This is a genomic window from Aeromonas sp. QDB25 (assembly GCF_027707725.1).
GTDB lineage: Bacteria > Pseudomonadota > Gammaproteobacteria > Enterobacterales > Aeromonadaceae > Aeromonas > Aeromonas caviae.
In genome coordinates this window covers 1-24971 of record NZ_JAPCIZ010000037.1, presented here as the reverse complement: position 1 = coordinate 24971, position 24971 = coordinate 1, and the positions used below count along the sequence as shown (strand labels likewise).

Sequence of the window (24971 nt, the reverse complement as noted above, 5' to 3'; positions counted from 1 at the left end):
CGGGCAGGGGAGCCTGGCTTTCCTGCCCGTTTTTCATGGATGACCAGGAGGTGACATGAGGCAATACACTTTTCGGCTCTCCCTTGGCCGCGACGAGATCATGTTGATGTACCAGGGGCAGGTGAACCGCCTGGTGGTACGTACCGAGCAGGGTCTGACCCTGGAGCTGGGATTGGAGAAAATCCGGCGTTTTGTGTCGGAGAGCGGCGTTCACGGCTACTTTCGACTGAAAACCCAGGACGATCATCGCTTCATTTCCCTGGAACGCATAAATTAACAAAACTTGAACATCAATCCGGGTAATTATCTGCTTTAAGTCACTATCTATCCGGCAAATGGCGCGGCATCCAGTGGGATTTTCTGAATTTTGCCAACTTGGCAAAATTTATCACAACCCAAGCCGTGATCTGTCCCTTGTTTTTAACATCCCGTTATCACCTTTGCTCGCCTTCCTTGATCCAAGCCATTACACTTCGCTGCAACTCTGTACCGGTGGGCATCCTGGGTGGATGTCGCCGTGTCTGTGATGTCGTCCGATAAGGAAACTAGCAATGGCATTGAAAGACGCCCCTACCTCCGTTCTGCTCGAAAACGTTCTCAGTCTGATCCACCAGAAATTGCCGAAAAACAGTGCCTCCCTGGTCGAATGTTTCGTTGCCAAGTTCTACGGCAACATGGCCAGCACTGATCTGCATGACCGCAATGACAGCGATCTCTATGGCGCCGCCCTCAGTCTGTGGAATGCCCTCAACCACCGTACCGGCATCGAGCCCTATATCCGGGTCTACAACCCCGAGCTGACCCGCCACGGATGGCAGTCTCCCCATACCATCGTCGAGATCATCCTGCAGGATTCCCCCTTCCTGGTGGACTCCATCCGCATGGCCCTCAAGCGTCTCAATATCACCGCCCACATGATGCTGCACCAGCCGCTGCACCTGATCCGCGGCGAAGGCGGCAAGATTGGCGCCATCCTGGATCTGGACAACACCGCAGAGCAGACCTCGGTGGAAACCGCCTTCCTCATCGAAATCGATCACCTGACCGGTGAAGAGGAGATGGACGCCCTGACTGCCGAGCTCAACTCGGTGGCGCGGGAAGTGGCCCTGGCGGTGGGAGACTGGCAGCCCATGCTGACGCGCCTGAACGAGATCATCGAGGAGCTGCCCAAACGCAAGAACCCGGTCAGCCAGGCCGAGGTGGACTCCTGCGTCGCCTTCCTCAAATGGGTGGCCGCCCACAACTTCACCCTGATGGGTTATCGTCGCTACGACGTCAAGGCGGTGGAGGGGGATCACGAGATCCTGCCGCAGCCCGAGTCCAGCCTGGGGCTGATGAAGAACTCCATCAAGGACGAAGGCCAGCGCCTCGGCACCATGCCCGCCAGCGCCCGTCACGCGGCCCTCAGTTCCGACTTGCTGATCCTCACCAAGTCCAACAGCAAGTCCCGGGTGCATCGTCCGGCCTATGTGGATTACATCGGCATCAAGCGCTTCGACGAGCACGGCAAGGTGGTGGGAGAGGATCGCTTCATCGGCCTGTATGCCTCCTCCATCTACAACACCAGTGCGACCCAGATCCCCCTCATCAGCCACCGCCTCGAGCGCATCATGGCCGCCTCCGGCTTTGAATCGGGCTCTCATGCCTACAAGGCGCTGCTGAACGTGCTGGAAACCTACCCGCGCGACGAGCTGATCCAGGCCCGTGAAGAGGAGCTGCTGGCCACCGGTCTCGGCGTGCTGGAGATGCAGGAGCGGGACATGCTGCGCCTGTTCGTGCGCCGCGACGTCTACGGCCGCTTCTTCTCCTGCATGGTCTATGTCACCAAGGAGCGCTACAACACGGCGCTGCGGGTCAAGACCCAGCAGATTTTGCAGAAATATTTTGGCAGCAGCATCGATGTGGAGTTCAACGTCTACTTCACCGAGGGCGTGCTGGCACGGACCCACTACATAGTGCGGGTCAACAACAACAACGTGGATGTGGATGTGAACGAAGTACAGAACAACCTGATTGAAGCGGCCCGCAGCTGGGATGACCGCCTGGATTCCGTGCTGCTTTCCCACTATGGCGAGGCCCGCGGTAACGAGCTGCGCCGCCGTTTCAGCACCGCCTTCCCCCGTGCCTACAAGGAAGATGTGCTGCCGGGCTCTGCCGTCGCGGACATCATGGCCCTGGATGGATTGAGCGAGGCCGAGCCGCTTGGCATGCTGTTCTACCGCGCCCAGGAGGAGGAGAACGATCGCCGGGTACGCCTCAAGCTGTTCCACCGAAGCGAACCCATCCACCTCTCCGACGTCCTGCCCATGCTGGAAAACATGGGACTGCGCGTCATCGGCGAGACCCCGTATCAGGTACGGACCCCCACCGGCGAGGTGTTCTGGATCCTCGATTTCTCCATGCTGCTGCGGGGCGAGCAACCGTTCGATCTGGAGCAGAGCCAGCAGCGCTTCCAGCAGGCCTTCGCCGCCATCTGGAACAAGACCCTGGAAGATGACGGCTTCAACCGTCTGGTGCTGGGGGCCGGCCTCACCGGTCGTCAGGTATCCGTGCTGCGGGCCTATGCCAAATACATGCGCCAGACCGGCGTCTCCTTCAGTCAGTCCTATATCGAGGAGACCCTGACCCGTTATCCGGATATCGCAGAGCTGCTGTTCACTCTGTTCGAACAGCGTCTGGATCCGGCCGGCAAGCAGGACGCCAAGGTGCCATCGCAAGATGCCAAGGCATCCGCCAAGCTGCATGAGCAGCTCGCCGCCAAGCTGGATCAGGTCGCCAACCTGGATGACGATCGCATCATTCGCCGCTATGTGGAGATGATCGACGCCACCCTGCGCACCAACTACTACCAGCTGGACAAGGCGGGCAACATCAAGCCCTACATCTCCTTCAAGCTGGCCCCCTCCAGCATCACCGACATGCCGCTGCCGCTGCCGAAGTTCGAGATCTTCGTCTACTCCCCGCGAGTGGAAGGGGTACACCTGCGCTGGGGCAAGGTGGCCCGTGGCGGCCTGCGCTGGTCCGATCGCAAGGAGGACTTCCGCACCGAAGTGCTGGGTCTGGTGAAAGCCCAGCAGGTGAAGAACACCGTCATTGTGCCGGTGGGCGCCAAGGGCGGCTTCTATTGCAAGCAGATGCCGGCAGGCGCCCCCCGTGCCGTCATCCAGGAGGAGGGCAAGGCCTGCTACCGTCTGTTCATCCGCGGCCTGCTCGATGTGACCGACAACATCATCGGCGGCGAGGTGATCCCGCCAAAATCCGTGGTGCGTCACGACGAGGATGACTACTACCTGGTAGTGGCGGCCGACAAGGGCACCGCCACCTTCTCCGACATCGCCAACGAGATAAGCCTCGAATACGGCCACTGGCTCGGCGATGCGTTTGCCTCCGGCGGCTCGGTGGGCTATGACCACAAAAAGATGGGCATCACCGCCCGCGGCGCCTGGGAATCGGTCAAGCGCCACTTCCGTGAGATTGGCATCAACTGCCAGACCACCGACTTCACCTGCGTGGGTATTGGGGACATGGCCGGCGACGTGTTCGGCAACGGCATGCTGCTCTCCGAGCACATCCAGCTGGTGGGCGCCTTCAACCACATGCACATCTTCGTCGACCCGACCCCGGATGCGGCCAGGAGCTTCGTCGAGCGCAAGCGCCTGTTCGAGCTGCCGGGCTCGAGCTGGGATGACTACAACCGTGAGCTCATCTCCAAGGGGGGCGGCATCTTCCTGCGCTCGGCCAAGTCCATCAAGCTGAGCCCCGAGATGCAGACCCTGCTCGGCACTGACAAGGCCAGCATGGCGCCGAACGAGCTGATCAAGGCCCTGCTCTGTCTGAACGTGGACCTGCTCTGGAACGGCGGCATCGGCACTTATGTGAAGAGTGCCCGCGAGAGCGACGCCGACGTCGGGGATCGCAGCAACGACGTGCTGCGAGTCAACGGTCGCGATCTGCGTGCCCGCATCGTGGGCGAGGGTGGCAACCTGGGCTTCACCCAGCTCGGCCGGGTGGAGTACGCGAGCCAGGGTGGTCGCATCAACACCGACTTCACCGACAACGTGGGCGGCGTGGACTGCTCCGACAACGAGGTGAACATCAAGATCCTGCTGAACCAGCTGGTGGCCGCCGGGGATCTGACCCTCAAGCAGCGCAACCAGATGCTCTACGAGATGACGGATGCGGTGGCGCAGGTGGTCATCACCAACGCCTATCGCCAGTCCCAGTCCATCTCGGTCACGGCGTTCCGTGGCGCCGAGCAGCTCAAAGAGCAGCAGCGCTTCATCCAGGGGCTGGAGCGGGAAGGCAAGCTGGACCGCGGCCTCGAGTTCCTCCCCACCGACGAGGAGCTCTCCGAGCGGATGGCGGCGGGGCAGGGGCTGACCCGTCCCGAGCTGGCGGTGCTGGTGGCCTACGGCAAGATGGTGCTCAAAGAGCAGCTCAACTGCCCGGAAGTGACCGACGAGCCCTTCCTGGCCAACATGCTGGTCACCAGCTTCCCGACCCAGCTGCAGCAGCAGTTCGGTGCGGCCCTTGCCCAGCATCCGCTGCGCGGCGAAATCATCGCGACCCGGGTGGCCAACATGCTGGTCAACGACATGGGGCTCAACTTCGCCAGCCGGATGAAGGACGAGACCGGTGCCTCGGTGGCCGAAGTGGCCTGCTGCTTCGCCATGGCCCGCGAGGTGTTCGGCCTCAATACCCTGTGGCGCGACATCGAAGGGTGTGACAACCAGGTGGATGCCAACACCCAGCTCGAGCTGATGTTCTACAGCCGCCGCATTGTACGCCGCGCCACCCGCTGGTTCCTGCGTGCCCGCAACCGCAGCTGGAGTATCGGCGAGAACATCGCCTTCTTCCGCCCGGCCTTCGAGACCCTGGCGGAGCACCTCTACGAGGTGATGGACGAGAGCGAAGTGGCCGAGCACCAGCAGGCGGTCGCGGCCCTGGTGGCCAAAGCGGTACCCGAGCAGATTGCCCGTCAGGTATCCCACATGAGCAGCCTGTTCTCCTGCCTGGATCTGGCGCAGATCGCCGCGGAGCACAAGACCGACATCCTGCGCGCCGCCAACGTTTACTACCGTCTCGGTGCCAAGCTGGATCTGCACTGGTTCCTCGAGCAGATCAACCATCAGCCGGTGGGCAACCACTGGCAGGCGATGGCGCGGGCCTCCTTCCGCGAAGATCTGGACTGGCAGCAACGCAGCCTCACTTCCGTGGTACTGGAAGGGTGCAAAGAGCAGGGGGAATGCGCTACCATACTGGCCGACTGGATTTCGGAGCATGAGCAGCTCTTGTCCCGTTGGACCCATATGTTGGCCGACTTCAAGACTACCAGCACCCACGAGTTCGCCAAGTTCTCGGTGGCCTTGCGAGAGTTGAACCTGCTCCAGTTGAATTGCCGAACCTCGGCATAACCCCAAAAGCCCCGGCCAGTTGCCGGGGCTTTTTTTAAGGAGCAAGCATGCTGTACCCACTCGCCAGGCATTTCCTGTTCAAACTCAATCCGGAGCAGGCTCACGATCTCTCCATCAAATATTTGCCCCGCCTTCTCGGTACACCGCTCGATTGTTTCTTCCGCAACACCCTGCCAAAACGCCCCGTCACCGTCATGGGGCTTAATTTTGCCAATCCGGTGGGCCTGGCCGCAGGATTGGATAAAGACGGGGAGTGCATCGATGCCTTCGGCGCCATGGGGTTCGGTTTCATCGAGGTCGGTACCGTGACCCCCAGACCCCAGAGCGGCAATGACAAGCCACGTCTCTTCCGGGTGATCCCGGCCGAGGGGATCATCAATCGCATGGGATTCAACAACAAGGGAGTCGATCACCTGGTGGCCAAGGTGAAAGAGGCCAAATATCAGGGGGTGATCGGCATCAATATCGGCAAGAACAAGGACACCCCCATCGAGCAGGGCAAGGATGATTACCTTCTCTGCATGGACAAGGTGTATGACCACGCCGGTTATATTGCGGTCAATATTTCCTCGCCAAACACCCCGGGTCTGCGTCAATTGCAATATGGCGATGCACTGGATGAACTGCTGGCCGCATTGAAACAGCGCCAACAGGAGCTGGCCGAGAAATATAAAAAGTATGTGCCGCTGGCCGTGAAAATTGCCCCGGATCTGTCACTCGATGAAATAGATCAGGTAGCCGCCTCTTTGATCAAGAACCGTATTGACGGTGTCATCGCCACCAATACCACTCTGGAGCGGGAGATGATATATGACATGCCCCATGCCGCAGAGGCTGGCGGGCTTAGCGGTCGTCCGCTCCAGCACAAGAGCACCGAGGTTATTCGCCACCTGGCCAAGGCCCTCGACGGCGCCCTGCCCATTATCGGTGTGGGTGGTATCGACAGCGCCATGGCGGCTCGGGAAAAACTGGCAGCGGGTGCCAGTCTTGTCCAGATTTACAGCGGCTTTATTTATAAAGGGCCGAGTCTGGTCAAAGAGATCGTTACCCATATTTAAAAAATAACCGGTTGCCCTTATTTAACGTTGCTCAAATTCTCGACATGGAATAAAGTCGAGGGACGGCTTAGATAAGGGCACCACCATGTGTATTCAACCCAATGACAATTGGCAGTGGCATTATGACGCTCAGGATGATCGCCTTATGCTGGATTTGTCCGATCGCATGATATTTGCCACCGAATATAAAGGTCGACAACTTGTTCCCTGTTCTTTCACCACCCAGCCTTTTTGCGTGGATGATGCCGCCCTCTATTACCAGTTGATGGACAAGGCCGCTGAACTCGACTGGAGTACGCCCCACCAGGTCCAGCTGGTCCTCAATGCCATCGCCGTCAGCCGTTTTTATAAACCCCTGATGCCGCAAAGCTGGTTCTTTCATGAACAGCAGGCCCATGTTATTCCGGATATGGGATCCCTGGTGTGGATGGATACGCCCCACGGTAGGGGGGAATTCATGGTCATCGAAGCCGGCGATCAGGCGAGTGTTTGCCTGAACCTGACCGACGAGCTGGTGCTGACCAACAGCAAGACGCTGCCGCGCTTTGCCGTGATCAAGGTGATGAATAACCGGATGCAAGCCAGAGTTCGGGCACAGACACAATATCGGGAAGTGGGCTGACGACGGGGCCGTTATATGGCGACGAATAAGTCCGTTATAGGCCTGCTATATTGGTCTGATATTTAAGCGCTCAGTCTCTCTCTTGTTCCATTATTTGTCTTTTTCCTTCGTCTGGTCGTCACGACCATTTTCTGCCTGGTCCGGGCAAGATTTTCGAATTCTTTACGAATGTGATGGTAGACAACTGCCAGCCAAGAGCGGGATCCTGTCGCCCGCAAGGGGGAGGGGAGCGTTTGCCGCGCCTCTTGCCGTTTATATGGCGCCTTTGTCCAAGGTTCGAGTGCCGAGCGCGGGCCGATAAGGTATAATGCGGCACTATTTTTATGGCATCCCCGTGAGCGTGATGAAAGAATTTTTTGCAACCTGCCCCAAAGGGCTGGAAAACCTGCTGGCCGTCGAGCTGACCAATCTGGGTGCAGAGCAGGTCCGTGAGACCGTGGCCGGCGTCCACTTCAAGGGCGAACTGGCCATCGGCTACAAGGCCTGTCTGTGGAGCCGCTTTGCCTCCCGAATCGTGCTGGTGCTCTCCGAGTTCCAGATGAACGACGATCTGGACCTCTACCTCGGGGCCCATACCATTCCCTGGGAAGATCACTTCTCCGGTACCGCCACCATCGCGGTGGACTTTACCGGTACCAACGCCTCCATTCGCAATACCCAGTACGGTGCCCTGAAGATCAAGGACGCCATCGTCGATCGCTTCACCAAGCGCGGTCACGTGCGCCCGGATGTGGACAAGAAGTCCCCGGACATTCGCATCATGGCGCACCTTGGCAAAGGCAAGGCCAATATCACGCTGGACTTGTCAGGCCCGGCGCTGCACCAGCGCTTCTATCGCCAGGGCACCGGCGAGGCGCCCCTCAAAGAGAACCTGGCGGCGGCCATGATTGCCCGCAGCGGCTGGGCCGGCGAGCCCATGATGGACCCCATGTGCGGCTCCGGTACCCTGCTGATTGAAGCGGCCTTCATCGCTGCCGACATGGCGCCGGCCCTGCGCCGTGAGCGCTTCGGTTTCGATCGCTGGCTGCAACACGATGGTGAACTGTGGCAGAGTCTGATGATGGAAGCCCAGGTACGTGCCAAGCGCGGCATGCAGCGCTGCGAGGTGAAACTGTTCGGTTGCGATGCGGATACCCGGGTCCTGATGAAGGCCCGTGACAACGCCAAGGCCGCCGGCGTGGATCATCTCATTACCTTCAAGCAGGCCGATGTCACCAAGCTGGAAAATCCGCTGCCAATGCCGGCTGTGGAAGGAGAGAGCCGTCAGGTCGGCATGCTTATCTCCAACCCGCCCTATGGCGAGCGTCTCGGTGAATTCCCGGCGTTGCTGGAAGTGCATCAGGCCCTTGGCGATGCCCTGCGCCGCGGCTTCCAGGGGTGGAAGGTCACCATTCTCTCCGCCTCTCCCGAACTCCTGAGCTGCCTGCGCCTGCGTGCCGACAAGCAGTATCGCCTGTTCAACGGCGCCCTCGAGTGCCAGCTGCGCAACTACCAGATCGCCCTCGATGCCGTCGCTTCCCAGAAAGAGGTGGCCCAGGACTTTGCCAACCGTCTGCGCAAGAATCTGAAGACCCTCGAGAAATGGGCGAGCAAGGAGAGCCTCGATTGCTACCGCCTCTATGACGCGGACTTGCCGGAATACAACGCCGCCATCGACCGCTATCAGGATTATCTGGTGGTACAGGAGTACGCGGCGCCCAAGGACATTCCCGCCCAGAAAACCCGCCAGCGTCTGCTGGACATGGTGCAGGCCGCCATCAAGGTGACCGGCATGGACGGCGAGAAGGTGATCCTGAAGGTGCGCGAGCGCCAGGAAGGCAAACAGCAGTACCAGAAGCTCTCCGAAGAGCAGCACCGGATGGAAGTGCAGGAGTACGGTGCACGCCTCTGGGTCAACCTCTACGACTATCTGGACACCGGCCTCTTCCTCGACCACCGTCAGACCCGCCGCATGCTGGGCCAGATGGCTCGGGGCAAGCGCTTCCTGAACCTGTTCGCCTACACCGGCAGTGCCACCGTGCACGCGGGGCTCGGCGGCGCCCGCGAAACCACCACGGTGGACATGTCGCGCACCTACCTCAACTGGGCCCAGGACAACATGCGCCTCAACTCGCTGGTGGGCCGCGAGCACAAGTTCGTGCAGGCGGACTGCCTGAAGTGGTTGTCGGAAGCCGACGAGCAGTACGACCTCATCTTCATCGATCCGCCCACCTTCTCCAACTCCAAGCGGATGGACGAGAGCTTCGACGTGCAGCGGGATCACCTGCTGTTGATGCAGCACCTCAAGCGCCTGCTCGCGGCGGACGGCACCCTGGTCTTCTCCAACAACAAACGCCACTTCAAGATGGACTTGGCCGGCCTTGACGCCATCGGTCTCAAGGCGCAGAACATCACGAACAAGACCCGGCCCAAGGACTTCGAGCGCAACCAGCATATCCACAACTGCTGGATCATCACCCACGCCGAGGCACAAGGCTGATGCTGACCCTGTTTCACACCGACGGCTGTCACCTGTGCGAACAGGCGTGGACGCTGGTGGAACAGGCCGGGATGGCCGCGCAGACCCGCCGCTGCGACATCCTGGAGGAGGAGGCCTGGCTCGAGGCTTACCGGGTGCGCATCCCGGTGCTGCAAGACAGTGCCGGCCGGGAGCTGGGCTGGCCCTTCACCCTGGGGGAGCTGCAAGGCTGGCTGGCACAGGGGTGAGCAGGATTTGACGACAAAACGGGGGCAGATTCACGCTGCCGCCCGTTTTTTCATAAGCAACAAGGAACAAACATGGCTCTTTTGACATTGCACGGCGCGTCCCTGTCGTTCAGTGATTTTCCGCTGCTCGACCATGCCGAGCTCACCATAGAGCGGGGCGAGCGCCTCTGTCTGGTGGGTCGCAACGGGGCGGGCAAGTCCACCCTGATGAAGGTGATTGCCAGCGAACTGCCGCTGGACGACGGCCGTCTGGTGTTGCAACAAGATTTGAAAGTGACCCGCCTCGAGCAGGATCCGCCCGCCTCGAGCGAGATCACCGTGTTCGATTACGCCGCAGAAGGGCTGGCCGGGGTAGGGGAGCTGCTCAAGCAGTACCACCATGTCTCCCACGCCCTGGCGCACGACCCTTCCGATGCCAACATTCGCACCATGAGCCAGTTGCAGGAGCAGCTCGACTATCAGAACGGCTGGCAGTACGAAACCCGCATCAATCAGGTGCTGACCCTGCTCGATCTCGACCCTGATGTGACGCTCGACAGTCTGTCTGGCGGCTGGCTGCGCAAGGTGGCTCTGGCCCGCGCCCTGGCGTGTGACCCGGACCTGTTGCTGCTGGACGAGCCGACCAACCATCTGGACATCGATGCCATCAACTGGCTGGAAGAGTTCCTCAAGGACTTTCGTGGCGCCATCGTCTTCATCTCCCACGACCGGGAGTTCATCCACAAGCTGGCGACCCGGATCATCGATCTCGATCGCGGCGTGATCACCTCCTGGCCCGGTAACTATGACGAATATCTGCAAGGCAAGGAGGAGTGGTTGCGGGTCGAGGAGCTGAAAAACGCCGAGTTCGACCGCAAGCTGGCCCAGGAAGAGGTGTGGGTCCGCCAGGGGATCAAGGCGCGTCGTACCCGCAACGAGGGACGGGTGCGGGCCCTCAAGGCGATGCGCATGGAGCGCACCCAGCGCCGGGAACTGCAGGGCAAGGCCAAGCTGCAACTGGACGAGGCGGACCGCTCCGGCAAGCTGGTGTTCGAGACCGAGGGGCTGGGGCTGGACTTTGGTGATCGCACCCTGTTCCAGGGACTGGATCTGCAGGTGCTGCGCGGGGACAAGATTGCTCTGGTTGGCCCCAACGGCTGCGGCAAGTCGACCCTGATCAAGCTGCTGATGGGCCAGCTCGAGGCGAGCCGTGGCTCGGTGCGCCAGGGGACCAACCTGGAAGTGGCCTACTTCGATCAATACCGTGAGCAGCTCGATCCCGAGAAGACGGTGGTGGACAACGTGGGGGAGGGCAAGCAGGAGGTGATGGTTCGCGGCCGCTCCCGCCACATCCTTGGCTACCTGCAGGACTTCCTGTTCGAGCCCAAGCGGGCGCGCACCCCGGTCAAGGCCTTGTCAGGGGGCGAGAAAAACCGTCTACTGTTGGCCAAACTCTTCCTCAAACCCAGTAACTTGTTGATTCTGGATGAACCAACCAACGACCTGGATGTCGAAACGCTGGAATTGCTGGAAGAGCTGCTCACCGATTATCCGGGCACCCTGCTGCTGGTCAGCCACGATCGCCGTTTCATCGACAATACCGTGACCGGCTGCTGGCTGTTTGAAGGGGATGGACGGATCAGCGATTATGTCGGGGGCTACGCCGACATGATGGCCACACGAGCCCTGCAGGCCGCCCAACAGACGGCCAAGCCGGCCCCGGTCAAGGTGGCAGAGCCTGTCGCATCGGCAGCGGAGCCTGCGAAAAAAACACGAAAACTCTCTTACAAGTTGCAACTGGAGCTGGATAATCTGCCAGCCCGGCTGGAACAGTTGGAAATGGAACTCGATGCCCTGCAGGCCGAGATTAACCACCCCGGTTTCTTCTCCCTGCCAGCAGAGCAGACCCAGCCCAAACTGGATGCATTGAATGCGGCAGAGGCCGCATTGGAACACGCCTTCTCCCGTTGGGAGGAGTTGGAAGCGTTGAAACATCAAGACTAAGGAAGTAGATGAAAAAGCAATTATCCATGCTGGCCATCCTGGTCGGCGCCAGCCTCAACGCGCAGGCGGCACAAAGCTCCTTTTTCACCATCGTCGATGACGAAGTCAAAGGCTATGCCAGCGGGATCAGCGGCGATGCCAACGGCCTCATCGGGCTCAACACCAAGAACAACATGGCGGAATACTTCTCCACCGTGCGGTTTGCCGACTTCCTGGTGGATCGTTTCCGTTTCGAGCAGGGTTGCATGCTCTCCAACTCGGTCTGCAACTCCTTCTGGAGCGACAACTCGGGCTTTGCCTACCAGTGGCGTCGCGACTTCCTGGACAAGGTGGATCAACGCAGCAACCTGGGCTACGTGACCAGCTCCGAGGTCGATGGCCTGGTGACGGCCCTCGGGGATGTTCCGGAGGATCGGGTCGGTTACAAGATGAATGGCAAGCTGCGCACCGCCTTTGCCGTGGTCAATGACGGCAACCCGGTCGAGCTCAAGGATGCGGCCAGCACCCACGGCCTGAGCGTACCCACCTCCATCAAGAAGCTGGACAACGGTCAGTATCTGGTGACCGGTACCGCGGCCAGCGACAAGTATCGCCACAAGGTGGGCGGTGATTTCTACAAGTGGTGTTTCGAGACGGGCAATGACAGCCAGTACGGTGACTTCCGCTACTGCCCCGGGGTCGATACCCAGGCGAGTTTCTGGCTGCTCAACAGCTCGGGCGGGTTCAACAAGCTGATGCAGGCCGGCACCTATGGCCATCAGCGTGACGAGGTGCTGCAAACCGCTTCTGCACTGGGCGTGGCCAAGTACAACGGCACCCTCTACGGCGTGGGCTACAGCTCTACCGGCGAGGTGGGCACCGGTGATCTGGATGGCCGCAACCTCGCCAGCTACTGGACCCTGGATACGGCTGCCGGCACCGTGGGCACCACCAAGATCATCCCGCTGCCGGATGGCGAGCCTGGCAAGGACGATGCCAAGCTGCAACACAGCTGGGCCGTGGCCGTCAACGACAACGGCTACGTGATCGGCAACCAGCGCTATCGCATCAACAAGGGTCAGAACCGCCCGGTGGAGATGTTCCTGTTCAACCTGAGCAAGCCGGGTACGGCGGCCAGCCTTCCTCTTCAAGACAAGCCGGTCTCGGGGGCAGGCTCGGAAGCGGCCGCCATCAACGAGCACAACATGGTGGTTGGCTGGCGCGACTCCCGCCATCAGACCCAACCGGTGGTCAATGGCACCAACCGCATGCAGGAAGCCTTCCTGCTGAACGCGGCCGCCCCGGCCAACAGCTGGTATCTGAACGATCTCATCTGTGGCAAGGATGACGCCGGCAACAAGCAGTGTGCCCAGAACGGCAAGTACTATCACATCGCTTATGCCAGCGGCATCAGCAGCGACGGCACCATTGCCGCGACGGCGTATCGCTATGACAGCGAGAGCGACCTCAACAAACGCGCCAACGCCACCGTGGTCGCCGTCAAACTGACGCCGGCCGTGGCGGATTATCAGGGCAATGCCCCGGCCAGCTATGTGGTCAGCAATGCGCCGGTCAACAACCAGACCGGTCAGGATGGTGGCGAGGGCGGTGGTGGCAGCCTGTTCTGGTTGACTCTGCTGGCGCTGCCCTTTGCCTGGCTGCGTCGCTATCAGCGATAAATAAGTGTCATCAAAAATTAATGCAGTTCAGTATCTTGTGTCACAACCCCTGAATAGCATGGAATTTTTGTTTGACCCTGCCTCCCCCCTGGGGTAAAGATGAAGGCGACCGGTGAAAAACTGGTCGCTTTTTTTGTTCCATGAAGAGGGTCGTAGATGATGAAGAGACAGAAACGGGACCGTCTGGAGAGAGCTCGCGCTCGTGGTTATCAGGCTGGCGTAGTCGGCAAACAGAAAGAAGCGTGTCCGTACCAGTGCCTGGATGCCAGGGGCCATTGGCTTGGTGGTTGGCGCGATGCCATGGAAGGGCGAGGCTCAGGCCTCTTCATGAAGTAACCGATACTTCATCACTCATTACAAAAGGAAAGGGGCCATCGTGGCCCCTTTACGTTGTCTCTGCTCACCCAGGAGCAGGATCAGAATGCGGTGGTGTCTTTGAACAGGCCCACTTTCAGATCGGTGGCGCTGTAGATGGGGCGACCATCCACTTCCACGACGCCATCGGCAATGCCCATGACCAGTTTGCGGTTGATGACGCGCTTGAAGGTGATTTTGTAGGTGACCTTCTTGGCCGTCGGCAGGATCTGGCCGGTGAACTTGACTTCACCGACACCCAGCGCACGTCCCTTGCCAGGACCCCCTTTCCAGCCCAGGAAGAAGCCGACCAGTTGCCACATGGCATCCAGGCCCAGGCAGCCAGGCATGACGGGATCGCCGGGGAAGTGGCAGTCGAAGAACCAGAGATCCGGCGTGATATCGAGTTCAGCCAGGATTTCACCCTTGCCGTGCTCGCCGCCATGGTCGTTGATCTTGACGATGCGATCCATCATCAGCATGTTGGGGGCGGGCAGCTGGCTGTTACCTTCACCAAATAATTCGCCACGGCTGCAGGCAAGCAGCTCTTCACGGGTAAAGGACTCTTTGCCTTGTTCGCACAGGGAGAGGCGGGGATCAGTGGTGTCGTTATCTAGGGTCACGCTGTTTATCCTTCATATGGGTCAAAGCCGGGCCAATTTAGCTTACAGATGTTCGCCAAACAACTCCGATCACTTCATTTAACGGCCAAGCAGCCGGTCCAGCAGGCTGCGCAGCAGGCCGCCACTCTTGGTTGCCGTGCCATTGAGTTCGTCCAGTCTCTCCTGGATGCGGCCAAACAGGGTATCCGGCATGTCAGGCTCCCCAGCAACGCAGCCGGTGAGCAGCTCGATTGCCTCTTCCACGTGATCCACCGGGTGGATGTGGAACTGGCCGGCCTCTACTGCCGCGATCACTTCATCAGAGAGGTTGAGCTGCTGGGCGTTGGTGCCTGGCAGCAGAATGCCTTGCTTTCCGGTGAGACCGTGGATCTTGCACACCCGGAAGAAGCCCTCAATCTTCTCGTTCACGCCGCCCACGGCCTGCACATTGCCGAACTGGTCGACCGCACCGGTCACGGCGAAGTGCTGATAGATGGGCTGGCGGGCGAGGGCGGAGAGCAGGGCACACAGGCCGGTCAGGGAGGCGCTGTCACCATCGATCTCGTGGTATGACTGCTCGAACACCAGGTTGGCCGAGAGCGGCGAGGGGTTCTCTGCGCCGAACTTGTTGGAGAGGTAGCCGTGGATGATCATCATGGCCTTGGCGTGAATGTGCCCGGCGAGCTCCGCCTTGCGCTCGATGTCAGCAACATCGCCATCCCCGAGGTGGACGGTCGCGGTGAGGCGTACCGGCTCCCCGAAGTCATAGGGATGGCCGGCCACCTGGATGACGGAAAGCCCGTTGATCTGGCCAACCTCTTCACCGTCGGTCTGCAGCAGGATCTGGCCGTCGATGACACCCTGATCCGATTGCTCCACCAGATAGTTGAGGCGGTAATCCTGTTCTTCCAGGGCGAGCAGGATATGTTCGTCAGTGACGCAGATCGCTTCCAGCTCGCGGGCCAGGCTGTCGGCCATGCGCATGATGGCGCCGAGCTGTACCTCGGAGAGGGATAGCCACTCCTGGTGGTCACACAGGCGGCTGGCATGGCGACAGAGGGCGAGGAGGGCACCTGGGGTGAAATCCAGCAGCGCCCAGCGCGCTCGCAGCCAGGCGAGATATTGCAGGAAGGCGGGGAGATCTTCCTCGATGTTCACTTCGGAGACCAGATCGGCACGCAGGAAGATGCGCTCCGCCATGTCCCTGTCCAGCATCTGGAATTCCGCCACGTCCAGCCTGTCACCGACCAGGATCAACTTGAACCGGATGGGGGTCGCCTCCGGGGTGAAGAACGGCGTCAGCGTCTTGCCTTCCTGATAGGCATTCCAGTCCAGCTCGCCTTTTTGCATGGCGTTCTTGAGCTTGAACCAGAGATGAGGCTGATCCAGCAGCTCATCAAGCTGCAGTATCAGGTAACCACCGTTGGCTTCCCGCAGCAGACCAGGTTCCAAAAGGTGCTGGTTGGCGTAAACGGAGCCTTGTTCCGTCTGATAGTTGATGGAACCGAACAAGGTATCCCAGTTCAGGTCACGGCCGTAGACGACAGGGGCTTGCTGATCCTCATGATGGATCAGCAGGTTGATGAGCACCGGGTGCTGGAACTCGAGGCCCTGGGCGACATGGGCGGCCAGATCGGAGAGGAAATCCACGATCTTGGGGTCGTTGTTCTGTTTGCGGATGATCCGGGTGACCAGCCGCTCGGCGTCGAGATGGTGGCTCATCAGCTTGAGCAGCTCACCGACCATTTCGCAGAACTCGAAACCCGAGCCCGGTTGCAGGCGCAGCCAGATGGGCTTGAAAGGGTTGTTGAGATTCTCGGTATAACAGAGATCGAACAGGTCGCCATCCTTGCCATTCGAAGAGGCGATCAGGGTCTGGCAGACATTCTCGTAATCTGCACCGGGGAAACCGTTGAGGATCATGACCGGGCAGTCACCATCAAAACTGGCCAGCCGTTTGATACCCGAAATCGCTCTGGGTTGCAGGGCGGCAAACGGAATGGGGTCGAGTTCGCCAAGTGTGGGGAACTGCTCAATCGAGAAAGCGGGTTTTAATTGTTCTGATGTTAATTCAGCCACTTAAGACATCCGGTCGGGGATAGGATCAATTGCCACCATTATACACAGTTCGGTTGAGGGTGACAGAATACCAAGATATTTCATTTAACATAATATACATTATGCGCAGTGTCGGATTTATGAGTCCCAGGGCATGGTCAATCAAGGATTGTCTTTAGGTCCCGCGTCTTGGTTATGAGTGCAGTTTTATTGTTCACCACTGGTTATCAATCATATGTACGGTCATGGTCGAGCAAGTGGTCCAGCGGCTTGCGGCTGGCACTCTCGTGACGTTCCCGGTTGCCGGTGTGCAGGTACTTGGAGGTGGTGTCGATGCTGTCATGTCCCGCATCGGCTTGTACGTGGGATAAAGGCCGGCCGTGCAGATTGATGTCATGGGTGATACCGGTATGGCGAATGGAGTGCGGCGTCAAGGTTCGCATTTCAGCGGCATCCTGATCAAAACCGTCTTGTTCGGCGAGGCTTGCGGCCTGTTCAAATACCGCCATTACCAAGTCCCGTAGCTGGCGGATACCCAGATTGGCATTGAGTTCGCCTTGTTCGCGGCCATGGGCCGCCGCCTTGTGGCGTACGAACAGCGGGGTCTGCTCCCCGGGGGCCGGCAGTGGCGAAAGTCCAAGAAAGGTACGATAGCGAGCCAGGGCTTCGAGCAGAGCCTGAGAAACGGCCACGGTGCGACGTTTACCGCCTTTGCTGCGGGGAATGTCATAACCCCAGACGCCCGTTTTGGCGTCACGTCGAAACTGGCCCATGACGGGGCTGAAACCCGGCCTGGCCGCCACCTCGGAAATCCGCAGATAACAGGCATACATCAGACAGATGAGAAAGCGGCTGCGCTCATGTTGTGCCGGGCATTCGGCAGCGAGCTGTTCGGCGGCTTGCATCACATAGGACCATTGCAGTTCGGTGAAGGATTGCGCGTCTTCACCAGCCTCCTGGGGGCCCGCACGTTTAACCCGCTGCAGCAGGAGAGCCGGATTGCGATCCATGTACTCCTCCTGGATGAGAAACTGGAAGAAGGCGGACAAAATGGCGAGTTTTGTCTTCATCGCCTGCTCACTCAGTCGATACGGCAGCTCCCGGCCCAGTTCCCGCTTGCCAAGAAACGGACGCCACAGGGGGTTTGGCAACCGTTCCCCCCACTCCTTGTCGAGCACGAACTGGGCGACGTTGCGATAGGCAATCAGTCCGGACGGTGGCGCCTGGCAATAGTCGAGATAACGCATCATGATGCGCCTGGTGAGATCCCTGGGGCTGATGGCCACCTCGCAAAAACACCAGTGCAAAAAAGTGGTCAGCTCACTGCGATAGGTCTTGTAGTTGTTTTCGCTGTGGCGCTGCTCCAGCAGCCAGTCGACGGCCAGCTCATACACGATCCCCGCGTCGGGGACCTTGCCAAGACTCAGGGTGGCGAGGTACTGGTTGACCTGGGGATTGCCCGCCTCAAGGTGGTCCACGCTATCGAACAGCGGCATGGCGGGTGGAAGTGCTGGATGAGTCATGATGGTGTGTGATGTCGGTTGAATGTTTTGAACGGGGCCGCCCCCCTGATGCCGATAAATGGGGTTATCGGCATCAGGGCTTGCAGTGCGCCTTGGGGGCAACGACCTGAGGCATCTTGCTGTGATACCCCATGATGACGAGCAATCAGCATATTCAATAAATATGCGGTGTGGTTGGAAAGTTCTCGGGGAAAATAGTCGTGATAATGACTTAAGTTGCACTTTTCATGAATGAGAGAGCGGGTTCTGCCTCACATCCCCTTCCCCGCCCTTTCGTCTCAAGCCACGCTCTTCAGGGGCTTCCCCTTTGGCAGTTCAGTATCCTGCTTGTCTTCTTTGGGGGAATTCCCCTGCCCTTTTCCACCGCGCAATACCTGCTGAAGCTGATCCCGCTGCTCGGCCAGATAAAAGGCCAGACTCTCCTGCTGCTCCGGTGCAAGCGCGACCGGCGCACCCGCCAGCAGTGTCATCAGCTCATCGGCGGTGTCCAGCAGTTTGTCATAGGCATCCGCCTCTTTCTTGCTGGCAAAGGTCATCTTCTCCACTCCCCCACGTACCACAACATACTTGATCTCAACGGCCATCGCGGCGCCCTCCTGATGATAGTGATTGCAAGTATATGTACGTATATACAGTATTGCAAATACCCTCAGCATGTCGGCATGCATCGCCAGCCCCTGCTTGGCTGGCGGCGGCCAGTTCACAGCGGAAAACACGTCTTTTCAAAGGGGGCTGTGCAGCGCGGCAAGACAGGGCAGGCGTTTTAAGGTAAATTTCATCAATTCCTTCAACAGGTTGAATCGTATGTCGGATCCGCACTCGGTGATTGTCTGTCCGGCCTGTGACTTGCTGATCGAACGCAAGTTGCTGCCGCTGCGCCGTCACGCCCATTGCCCCCGCTGTCATCAGCATCTGTATGGGCGCTATGCCTTTCGCCCTTCCCAGTTGATGGCGCTGACCATCACCGGATTCCTGTTGCTGCCTTCCGCGTTTTTTGAGCCTTTGATCTATCTTCGTCTGGCGGGCGTGAACTCGGACGCCAACCTGATCAAGGGAATTATGATGCTGTATGCCGAGAGCGAGCTCTGGGTGGCAACACTGGTGCTCTGGTGCGCCGTGCTGGCGCCGACAGGGCTGCTGCTCGGGATCTTTGCCCTCGCCTCCGGCCTGGCCAAGCGCTGGCATCTGCTGGCGTGGACCCTCAAAGCGGTCGAGGTATTTCGCCACTGGGCCATGCTGGAGGTGTACATCGTCAGCCTGCTTGTCGCCCTGTTCAAGCTCATCGACATCGCCGACGTGCGCCTGGGAGGCGGTCTGCTGAGCCTGGGTTGTCTGATGCTGCTCAACATGACGCTGCTGATCCTCTTTGATCCTGCCCCTTACTGGGAGCGGATTCCGCTGCAACATGCCTCCCGGGAGCCGGACCATGTCCCCGATCAGCGCCCGTGAACTGGGGCTTTGCCGCTGCCATACCTGCGGGTTGCTGGTGCGCCATCAACACGGCATGAGCTGCCCTCGTTGTCATACCCCCTTGCAGATGCGCATCCCCCATTCCCTCGCCTGGTCATGGGGCCTGCTGGCGCTGGCCACCTTCATGCTATTGCCTGCGAACCTGCTGCCCATCACCCACTTCTACAACAAGGGATTATTGCAGTCCGATACCATTTTCAGCGGTATCATGGCGCTCTATCGCAGCAAGATGTCCGGCATCGCTACCATAGTGCTCACCGCGAGCATCATCGTGCCCATCGGCAAGATCCTGGGCCTTGGCTGGATCTGCTGGCAGTTGCAGCGCAGCAAGCCGGTGCGCCGCAAACGCCAGCTCGTCATGTACCGCATCATCGATTTCATCGGACGCTGGTCCATGCTGGACCTGTTCGTCATCTCGCTGATGGTGGCCCTGGTGGATCGCGGCGTGCTGCTCAACGTGCGTGCCGGCCCCGGGGCGACGGCGTTCGCCGGCGTGGTGGTGCTCACCATGATGTCGGCCAGGATGCTCGATACCCGCCTGTTGTGGGACAAGGCGGCCCGTTAATGTTTTTTGTGTCGAACGCGCTGTGCATCACAGCCAATGTAAGGAGTCGGTATGGTCGGGGCTGAGCCCGTCATTGAGAAGCACCGCTGGTTATCCCCGGTCTGGTTGCTGCCCTTCATCGCCCTCTTGCTGGCGGGAGGCTTTCTCTACCAGCAGTGGACGAGCAGTGGTCAACTCATTCGCATCAACTTTGCCCAGGGCAACGGTATCTTGCCGGGCAAGACCCAGTTGCGCTATCAGGGGGTCGCCATCGGCGTGGTCCAGGAGCTGGAATTGGCACAGGATGGTCGCAAGATTGCGGTGCTGGCCAAAGTGGACAGCCGTGCCCGCACCCTCATACGCAAGGGCTCCGACTTCTGGCTGGTGAGTCCGAAGGCGTCACTGACCGAGATCTCCGGCCTGGACACCCTGGTGTCCGGCAACTACATCAACCTGCAACCCGGACGGGAGAACAACCCGCTGGAGGATGAGTTCGATGCCCTGGATGGCCCTCCCCCCGGTTATCAGGCCCAGGGGCGAACCCTGCACCTGACAGCCGATTCCCTGGGGTCGGTGGGCATCGGCGCCAAGATCTATTTCCGCGGGCTGGAGGTGGGCAGTGTCATCAACACCCGTCTTGGGGAAGAGAACCAGAACGTGATCCTGGATCTGGTGATCGAGCCGCGCTTCGAGCACCTCGTCAAGGCGGATACCCGCTTCTGGAACATCAGCGGCATCAAGGGCTCCTTCAGCCTGGCTGGCGTCAGTGTGGAGGCGGGCAGTCTCACCTCCATCCTGAGCGGCGGCATTGCGTTTGACTCCCCCAAAGATTCTCCCGTGGCGCAAAAGGGGGTCAACTTCATCCTCTACAAGGGGCTGGCCGAGGCCGCCCGGGGTGAGCGCATCACCATCCATGCGGGGACTCTGCCCATCAAGGAAGGGATGCCCATCCTCTATGAGGGCATCGAGATTGGACGCATCGACCCCATTCGCCTCACCGAACAGGGGCGGAGCGTGACGGCCCTCATCAACCCCGAACAGGCGTTCCGGGTGACCGGCAAGAGTCGTCTGGTGTGGGAGACGGTCTCTCTCTCCCCTGCCGGGATCAAGCACGCGGATCGCCTGCTGGCCGGGCCCGCCATTCGTCTGGACTATGAACCCGGTAAACGGGTCAACACCATGACCCTGGAGAGCCAGGCACAGCGCGGCGGCATCAAGCTGACCCTGCAGGCCGAGGATCTCGCCGGTTTGAGCGAAGGGGCTCCGCTCTGGTTCAAGGGGTTGCAGATAGGTCAGCTCGGGGCACTGACCCTGGATGCCGGCGGCAATGCCAGTGTCGAGTTGCTGGTGAACGAGCGTTATCGCCATCTGCTGCAACGGGCTCGCTTCTATCGCGCCGCCCCCTTGCAGGTGGAGGCGGACCTCAGCGGTATCAAGGTGGAGACCAGCCCGGCCAGTGCCTGGTTGGCGGGGGGCATCAAGCTGGTACAGGCCCCGAAGGGTGACAGGATTGACCGCCTCTACCCCAGCCAGGAGCTGGCCCTGCTTGGGAGCCGCCATGCCAAAGCGGTCAGCTGGACGCTGCGTGCCGCTCAGGCTGATGGGATCGGTGTGGGCTCCCCCGTCCTCTACCTGGGACTGGAAGCGGGCAAGGTCAAGGCGCTGGATGCCGATGATCGCGGGGTGGCCATCACCCTGGAGATCGATGCCATCTATGCTCCTTTGCTCAAGCAGCAACCCCAGTTCTGGAAGAAGGCCGCCATCGACGGCAAGATCCGGCTCGACGGCGTGCAGGTCAAGATGGGGAACCTCGCCACCCTGCTGCGTGGTGCCATCGAATTCGACAAGCTGGGGACAGGTCGCAGCAGTCATCAGCTCTTTGACAGCAAGGAGCAGGCAAGCTCCCAGGTGCGCACCCTCACCCTCACGGCGGATCACAACCCGGGTCTCGGGGTCGGCAGCCCCATCCGCTATCGCGGAGTGGACATCGGCAAGGTGGAGCAGGTGGAACTGGATCCGACCCTGGGCCAGGTAAGCTTCAAGGCCGAGCTGAACGAGCAATATGCCGCGCGCTTCCTGCAATCCGGGGCGCGCTATGCCCTGGTGCAGGCCAAGGTCGGGCTGGGGGGCGTTGCCCACCTCGATACCCTGATCAAGGGGGCCTTTGTGGAGGCGACACCGGGCCGGGGGGCTGGCAAGGAGACCTTCCCCTTGAGCCAGAGTGGCCCCGCCGGTCTTGCCCTGACCCTCAAGAGCCCCTCCGTCGATGGCATCAGCGTGGGCAGCCCCCTGCTGTTTCGCAAGATGGTGGTGGGCAGCGTCACCGGCGTGACCCTGGCCCGGGATGGCAGCGAGGTACTGATCGATGTGAATGTGGATGGACAGTACGCCCATCTGATACGCGCCAACAGCCGCTTCTGGAATGTCTCCGGGGTCAAGGCCGATATCGGGCTGACCGGTGGCACCATCGAAGTCGAAACGGTGCAAAGCCTGCTGGCGGGCGGGATTGCCTTCAATACGCCGGAGCGGGAGATGGGCGCGACCGTCAAGGCGGGCCATCGTTATCCGCTTCATGCCAAGGCGGAAAAAGAGTGGCTGGAGTGGAGCCCCCGCATCTTGCCCTGAGTTATTCCCCTGCTCGTCAAAAACCGGCCTTGTGCCGGTTTTTTTATGGCCTCATGGACTCCCCCATCAAGAAGGGCCGCGCACTGTGGTAAGATGTCGCCCCTCATTTTGGGTCAGCGAGATTGCGCCGTGCACGACAACACCTACCTCCCCGATCACTTCCTGCGTCACATTGCGGAGTTCATGCCATCCCATCTCTCCATGGAGGCATTTGTGGCGAGTTGCCGGCAGCCGCTGCGGCGCAGCATCCGGGTCAACACCCTCAAGATTACGGTATCCGAGTTTGTCGCCCGCATGGCGCCGCTTGGCTGGCAACTGGATCCCGTGCCCTGGTGTGAAACCGGCTTCTGGCTCACCCGCAGTGATGAGAGCGTTCCCCTTGGCAACACGGCCGAGCATCTGTGCGGCCTCTTCTACATTCAGGAAGCGAGCTCCATGTTGCCGGTGACGGCGCTCTTTGCCAGTGAGCAAACCAGACGGGATGGTATGTTGCTGGACGCGGCCGCCGCCCCTGGCTCCAAGACTACCCAGATCGCGGCGCTGATGGAGAACCGCGGCATGCTGATCGCCAACGAGTTTTCCAGCAGCAGGTTGAAAGTACTGAGCGCCAATATCCAGCGCTGCGGTGTGACCAACGTCGGCATGACCCATTTCGATGCCAAGGTCTTTGGCCAATGGCTGCCGGAAACCTTCGACGCCATCCTGCTCGACGCCCCCTGCTCCGGCGAGGGGACGGTGCGAAAAGATGAAGACGCACTGCGCAACTGGAGCCTGGAGAGCATCGAGGAGATCGCCGCGGTGCAGCGTGGCCTGCTGGAGAGTGCTTTTCACGCCCTCAAACCCGGCGGCGTCCTGGTCTACTCCACCTGCACCCTGAGCCTGCAAGAGAACCAGGACGTCTGCCAGTCACTGCAAGAGAAGTTCGGCGATGCCTTCAGCTTTGACTCGTTGGCCGATCTCTTTCCGGGAGCGGAGAAAGCCTGTACGCCGGAGGGATACCTGCATGTGTGGCCCCAGATCTTCGACAGTGAGGGCTTTTTCGTTGCCCGGTTGCACAAGCATCACTCCGTGCCCAACACCATGTTCAAACCGGGCAAGCTCGGCAAGTTCCCCTTCTCACCGCTGCCAGAGAAAGAGGCCGGCCCCATGCTGCGGGAGATTGAAGGGAATTTTGGCATCGTGCCCCATGGCCAACTGTTTGGCCGCAATGACGAGATCTGGCTCTTCCCTCATGCCTTCGAGCAGGTACAGGGGAAGCTGCGTTTCGATCGCATCGGCATCAAGCTGGCTGAAACCTTCAAGAAGGGATATCGATTGACCCATGAATGGGCTCTGGCTTACGGCCATGAGGCGAGCAAGGGATGCGTCGAGCTGGATGCCGCCAATGCCCGTGAATTCATGATGGGACGAGATGTCTGGACAGAGCAGGATGCCGGGAGTGGGGAAGTGATCGTTCGTTACCAGGGGCACCCGCTCGGCATGGGGAAATGGGTGGGGAGTCGCATCAAGAATGCCCTGCCCCGGGAGCTGGTACGGGACAACAACCTGTTCAATGCGTGAGAGTGGGGTCGCTCGAGCAAAAACAGCGCCTGTTCGAGTCTGAAAAACCCCCACTCTGGTTGAACTTTTATCCGGTTCTTGAAATGCCTAGAGCCTTGTCTAAGCTTAAGGCTATCCGCATACCAGTTAGCGCACGGCTCTGCAAGGAGCCAATTCCCCTATGCCAGGTACAAGGAATTCGTACCTGGCTTTTTTTGTCTTCCTTTTTCAACCATGCCGGCACGACGCCATCGTCTATTCGAGCATGTCTGCCGACTCGGGGAGATCGCTCTGCTGCGCGTTGGTCGTTTGTTGCAGTTCGTGCTGATAGAGCAGATCGATTGCCTGCTCGATGATGGAGGCCTGACTGTCTTCCAGATGCAGGCCGAGTTCATGCAGTCGCTCGGCGTGACGATTGCTTATCCAGCACTGCAACCGGCTGTGACTCTCCTGCTTGCGCTTCACGTGCTGGCGTTGGCGTTCGGCGTTCTCTTGAGCGGCGCTTTTCTTCAATTCCTGGCTATCGTGACCTTCCGACATGTCTATATCGTGAATGTTATCTCTCATTTTTCGTTGGCATCTTCTACGAAAGTAAATCGGATTACGACTCCCCCACCGTCATGATGTCTGTGGAGGACGGATTGAATATACCATCAGATCAACAGGATAGCATTTAACATAAAAAAAGCAGAGGCGCGGTTTTCTTGTAAGCGTTGAGTTGTAATTTCACGATTGGGTTGATTTGAAATTGCACAATCGGTCTGATGGAAGGATACCCGCCATCACTAAGGAGACTGCCTGTGCCCCATCGTGAG

Annotated in this window: 18 protein-coding genes; 13 read left to right on the top strand and 5 right to left on the bottom strand. The window is 59.8% G+C overall.

Features of this window, described 5'->3' with window-relative positions:
• Positions 1–55 precede the first annotated feature (55 nt).
• From PG883_RS13770 to rmf, 9 genes are all read left to right on the top strand, one after another.
• Positions 56–277 (top strand): DUF2835 family protein, encoded by a 222-nt coding sequence (locus PG883_RS13770; RefSeq protein ID WP_010674767.1) that lies wholly within the window; start codon positions 56–58, stop codon positions 275–277.
• Between the two features lie 274 nt (positions 278–551).
• Entirely contained in the window at positions 552–5414 is a 4863-nt protein-coding gene (locus tag PG883_RS13765; RefSeq protein WP_010674766.1) for an NAD-glutamate dehydrogenase, read from the top strand.
• A 47-nt stretch (positions 5415–5461) separates the two neighbouring features.
• Positions 5462–6472 (top strand): quinone-dependent dihydroorotate dehydrogenase, encoded by a 1011-nt coding sequence (gene pyrD / locus PG883_RS13760; RefSeq protein WP_010674765.1) that lies wholly within the window; start codon positions 5462–5464, stop codon positions 6470–6472.
• An 85-nt stretch (positions 6473–6557) separates the two neighbouring features.
• Positions 6558–7094 carry a cell division protein ZapC gene (locus PG883_RS13755; protein WP_029314546.1) on the top strand — a complete coding sequence of 179 codons (537 nt, stop codon included), beginning with the start codon at positions 6558–6560 and terminating at the stop codon, positions 7092–7094.
• Positions 7095–7401: 307 nt separating this feature from the next.
• Positions 7402–9573, top strand: a complete 2172-nt coding sequence (rlmKL, locus tag PG883_RS13750; protein ID WP_270807321.1) for a bifunctional 23S rRNA (guanine(2069)-N(7))-methyltransferase RlmK/23S rRNA (guanine(2445)-N(2))-methyltransferase RlmL — start codon at positions 7402–7404, stop codon at positions 9571–9573.
• Positions 9573–9800 carry a glutaredoxin family protein gene (locus tag PG883_RS13745; protein WP_010674762.1) on the top strand — a complete coding sequence of 76 codons (228 nt, stop codon included), beginning with the start codon at positions 9573–9575 and terminating at the stop codon, positions 9798–9800. The genes rlmKL and PG883_RS13745 overlap by 1 nt, the downstream gene beginning before the upstream one ends.
• 72 nt (positions 9801–9872) lie before the next feature.
• Entirely contained in the window at positions 9873–11783 is a 1911-nt protein-coding gene (uup, locus tag PG883_RS13740) for an ATP-binding cassette ATPase Uup (protein ID WP_270807320.1), read from the top strand.
• Positions 11784–11791: 8 nt separating this feature from the next.
• Positions 11792–13441: a DUF3466 family protein gene (locus tag PG883_RS13735; protein WP_010674760.1), complete on the top strand. Its 1650-nt coding sequence runs from the start codon at positions 11792–11794 to the stop codon at positions 13439–13441.
• Between the two features lie 156 nt (positions 13442–13597).
• Positions 13598–13777 carry a ribosome modulation factor gene (rmf, locus tag PG883_RS13730; RefSeq protein ID WP_005315693.1) on the top strand — a complete coding sequence of 60 codons (180 nt, stop codon included), beginning with the start codon at positions 13598–13600 and terminating at the stop codon, positions 13775–13777.
• A gap of 80 nt (positions 13778–13857) precedes the next feature.
• Here the strand turns inward: rmf and fabA are convergent, their stop codons facing one another.
• From fabA to PG883_RS13710, 4 genes are all read right to left on the bottom strand, one after another.
• Complete coding sequence (fabA, locus tag PG883_RS13725) at positions 13858–14418, bottom strand: 3-hydroxyacyl-[acyl-carrier-protein] dehydratase FabA (protein ID WP_010674758.1); 561 nt, start codon at positions 14416–14418, stop codon at positions 13858–13860.
• Positions 14419–14496: 78 nt separating this feature from the next.
• Entirely contained in the window at positions 14497–16476 is a 1980-nt protein-coding gene (locus PG883_RS13720; protein ID WP_029314542.1) for a Lon protease family protein, read from the bottom strand.
• Between the two features lie 206 nt (positions 16477–16682).
• Entirely contained in the window at positions 16683–17978 is a 1296-nt protein-coding gene (locus PG883_RS13715) for a tyrosine-type recombinase/integrase (protein ID WP_171865363.1), read from the bottom strand.
• A gap of 278 nt (positions 17979–18256) precedes the next feature.
• Positions 18257–18562: a YebG family protein gene (locus tag PG883_RS13710; protein WP_128271377.1), complete on the bottom strand. Its 306-nt coding sequence runs from the start codon at positions 18560–18562 to the stop codon at positions 18257–18259.
• Between the two features lie 220 nt (positions 18563–18782).
• Between PG883_RS13710 and PG883_RS13705 the strand changes: the two genes are divergently transcribed.
• The 4 genes from PG883_RS13705 (at position 18783) to rsmF (ending at position 24177) form a co-directional block, all read left to right on the top strand.
• The gene (locus PG883_RS13705) at positions 18783–19427 is read left to right on the top strand and encodes a paraquat-inducible protein A (RefSeq protein WP_010674754.1); all 645 of its coding nucleotides are present in this window, start codon (positions 18783–18785) and stop codon (positions 19425–19427) included.
• Entirely contained in the window at positions 19405–20013 is a 609-nt protein-coding gene (locus PG883_RS13700) for a paraquat-inducible protein A (RefSeq protein WP_010674753.1), read from the top strand. The genes PG883_RS13705 and PG883_RS13700 overlap by 23 nt, the downstream gene beginning before the upstream one ends.
• Before the next feature lie 51 nt (positions 20014–20064).
• Complete coding sequence (locus tag PG883_RS13695; RefSeq protein ID WP_270807319.1) at positions 20065–22617, top strand: MlaD family protein; 2553 nt, start codon at positions 20065–20067, stop codon at positions 22615–22617.
• Between the two features lie 129 nt (positions 22618–22746).
• Positions 22747–24177: a 16S rRNA (cytosine(1407)-C(5))-methyltransferase RsmF gene (gene rsmF, locus PG883_RS13690; RefSeq protein ID WP_270807324.1), complete on the top strand. Its 1431-nt coding sequence runs from the start codon at positions 22747–22749 to the stop codon at positions 24175–24177.
• A 234-nt stretch (positions 24178–24411) separates the two neighbouring features.
• Here rsmF and PG883_RS13685 read toward each other — a convergent pair whose 3' ends face one another.
• The gene (locus tag PG883_RS13685) at positions 24412–24696 is read right to left on the bottom strand and encodes a RepB family protein (RefSeq protein WP_200164767.1); all 285 of its coding nucleotides are present in this window, start codon (positions 24694–24696) and stop codon (positions 24412–24414) included.
• Positions 24697–24971: the final 275 nt, after the last annotated feature.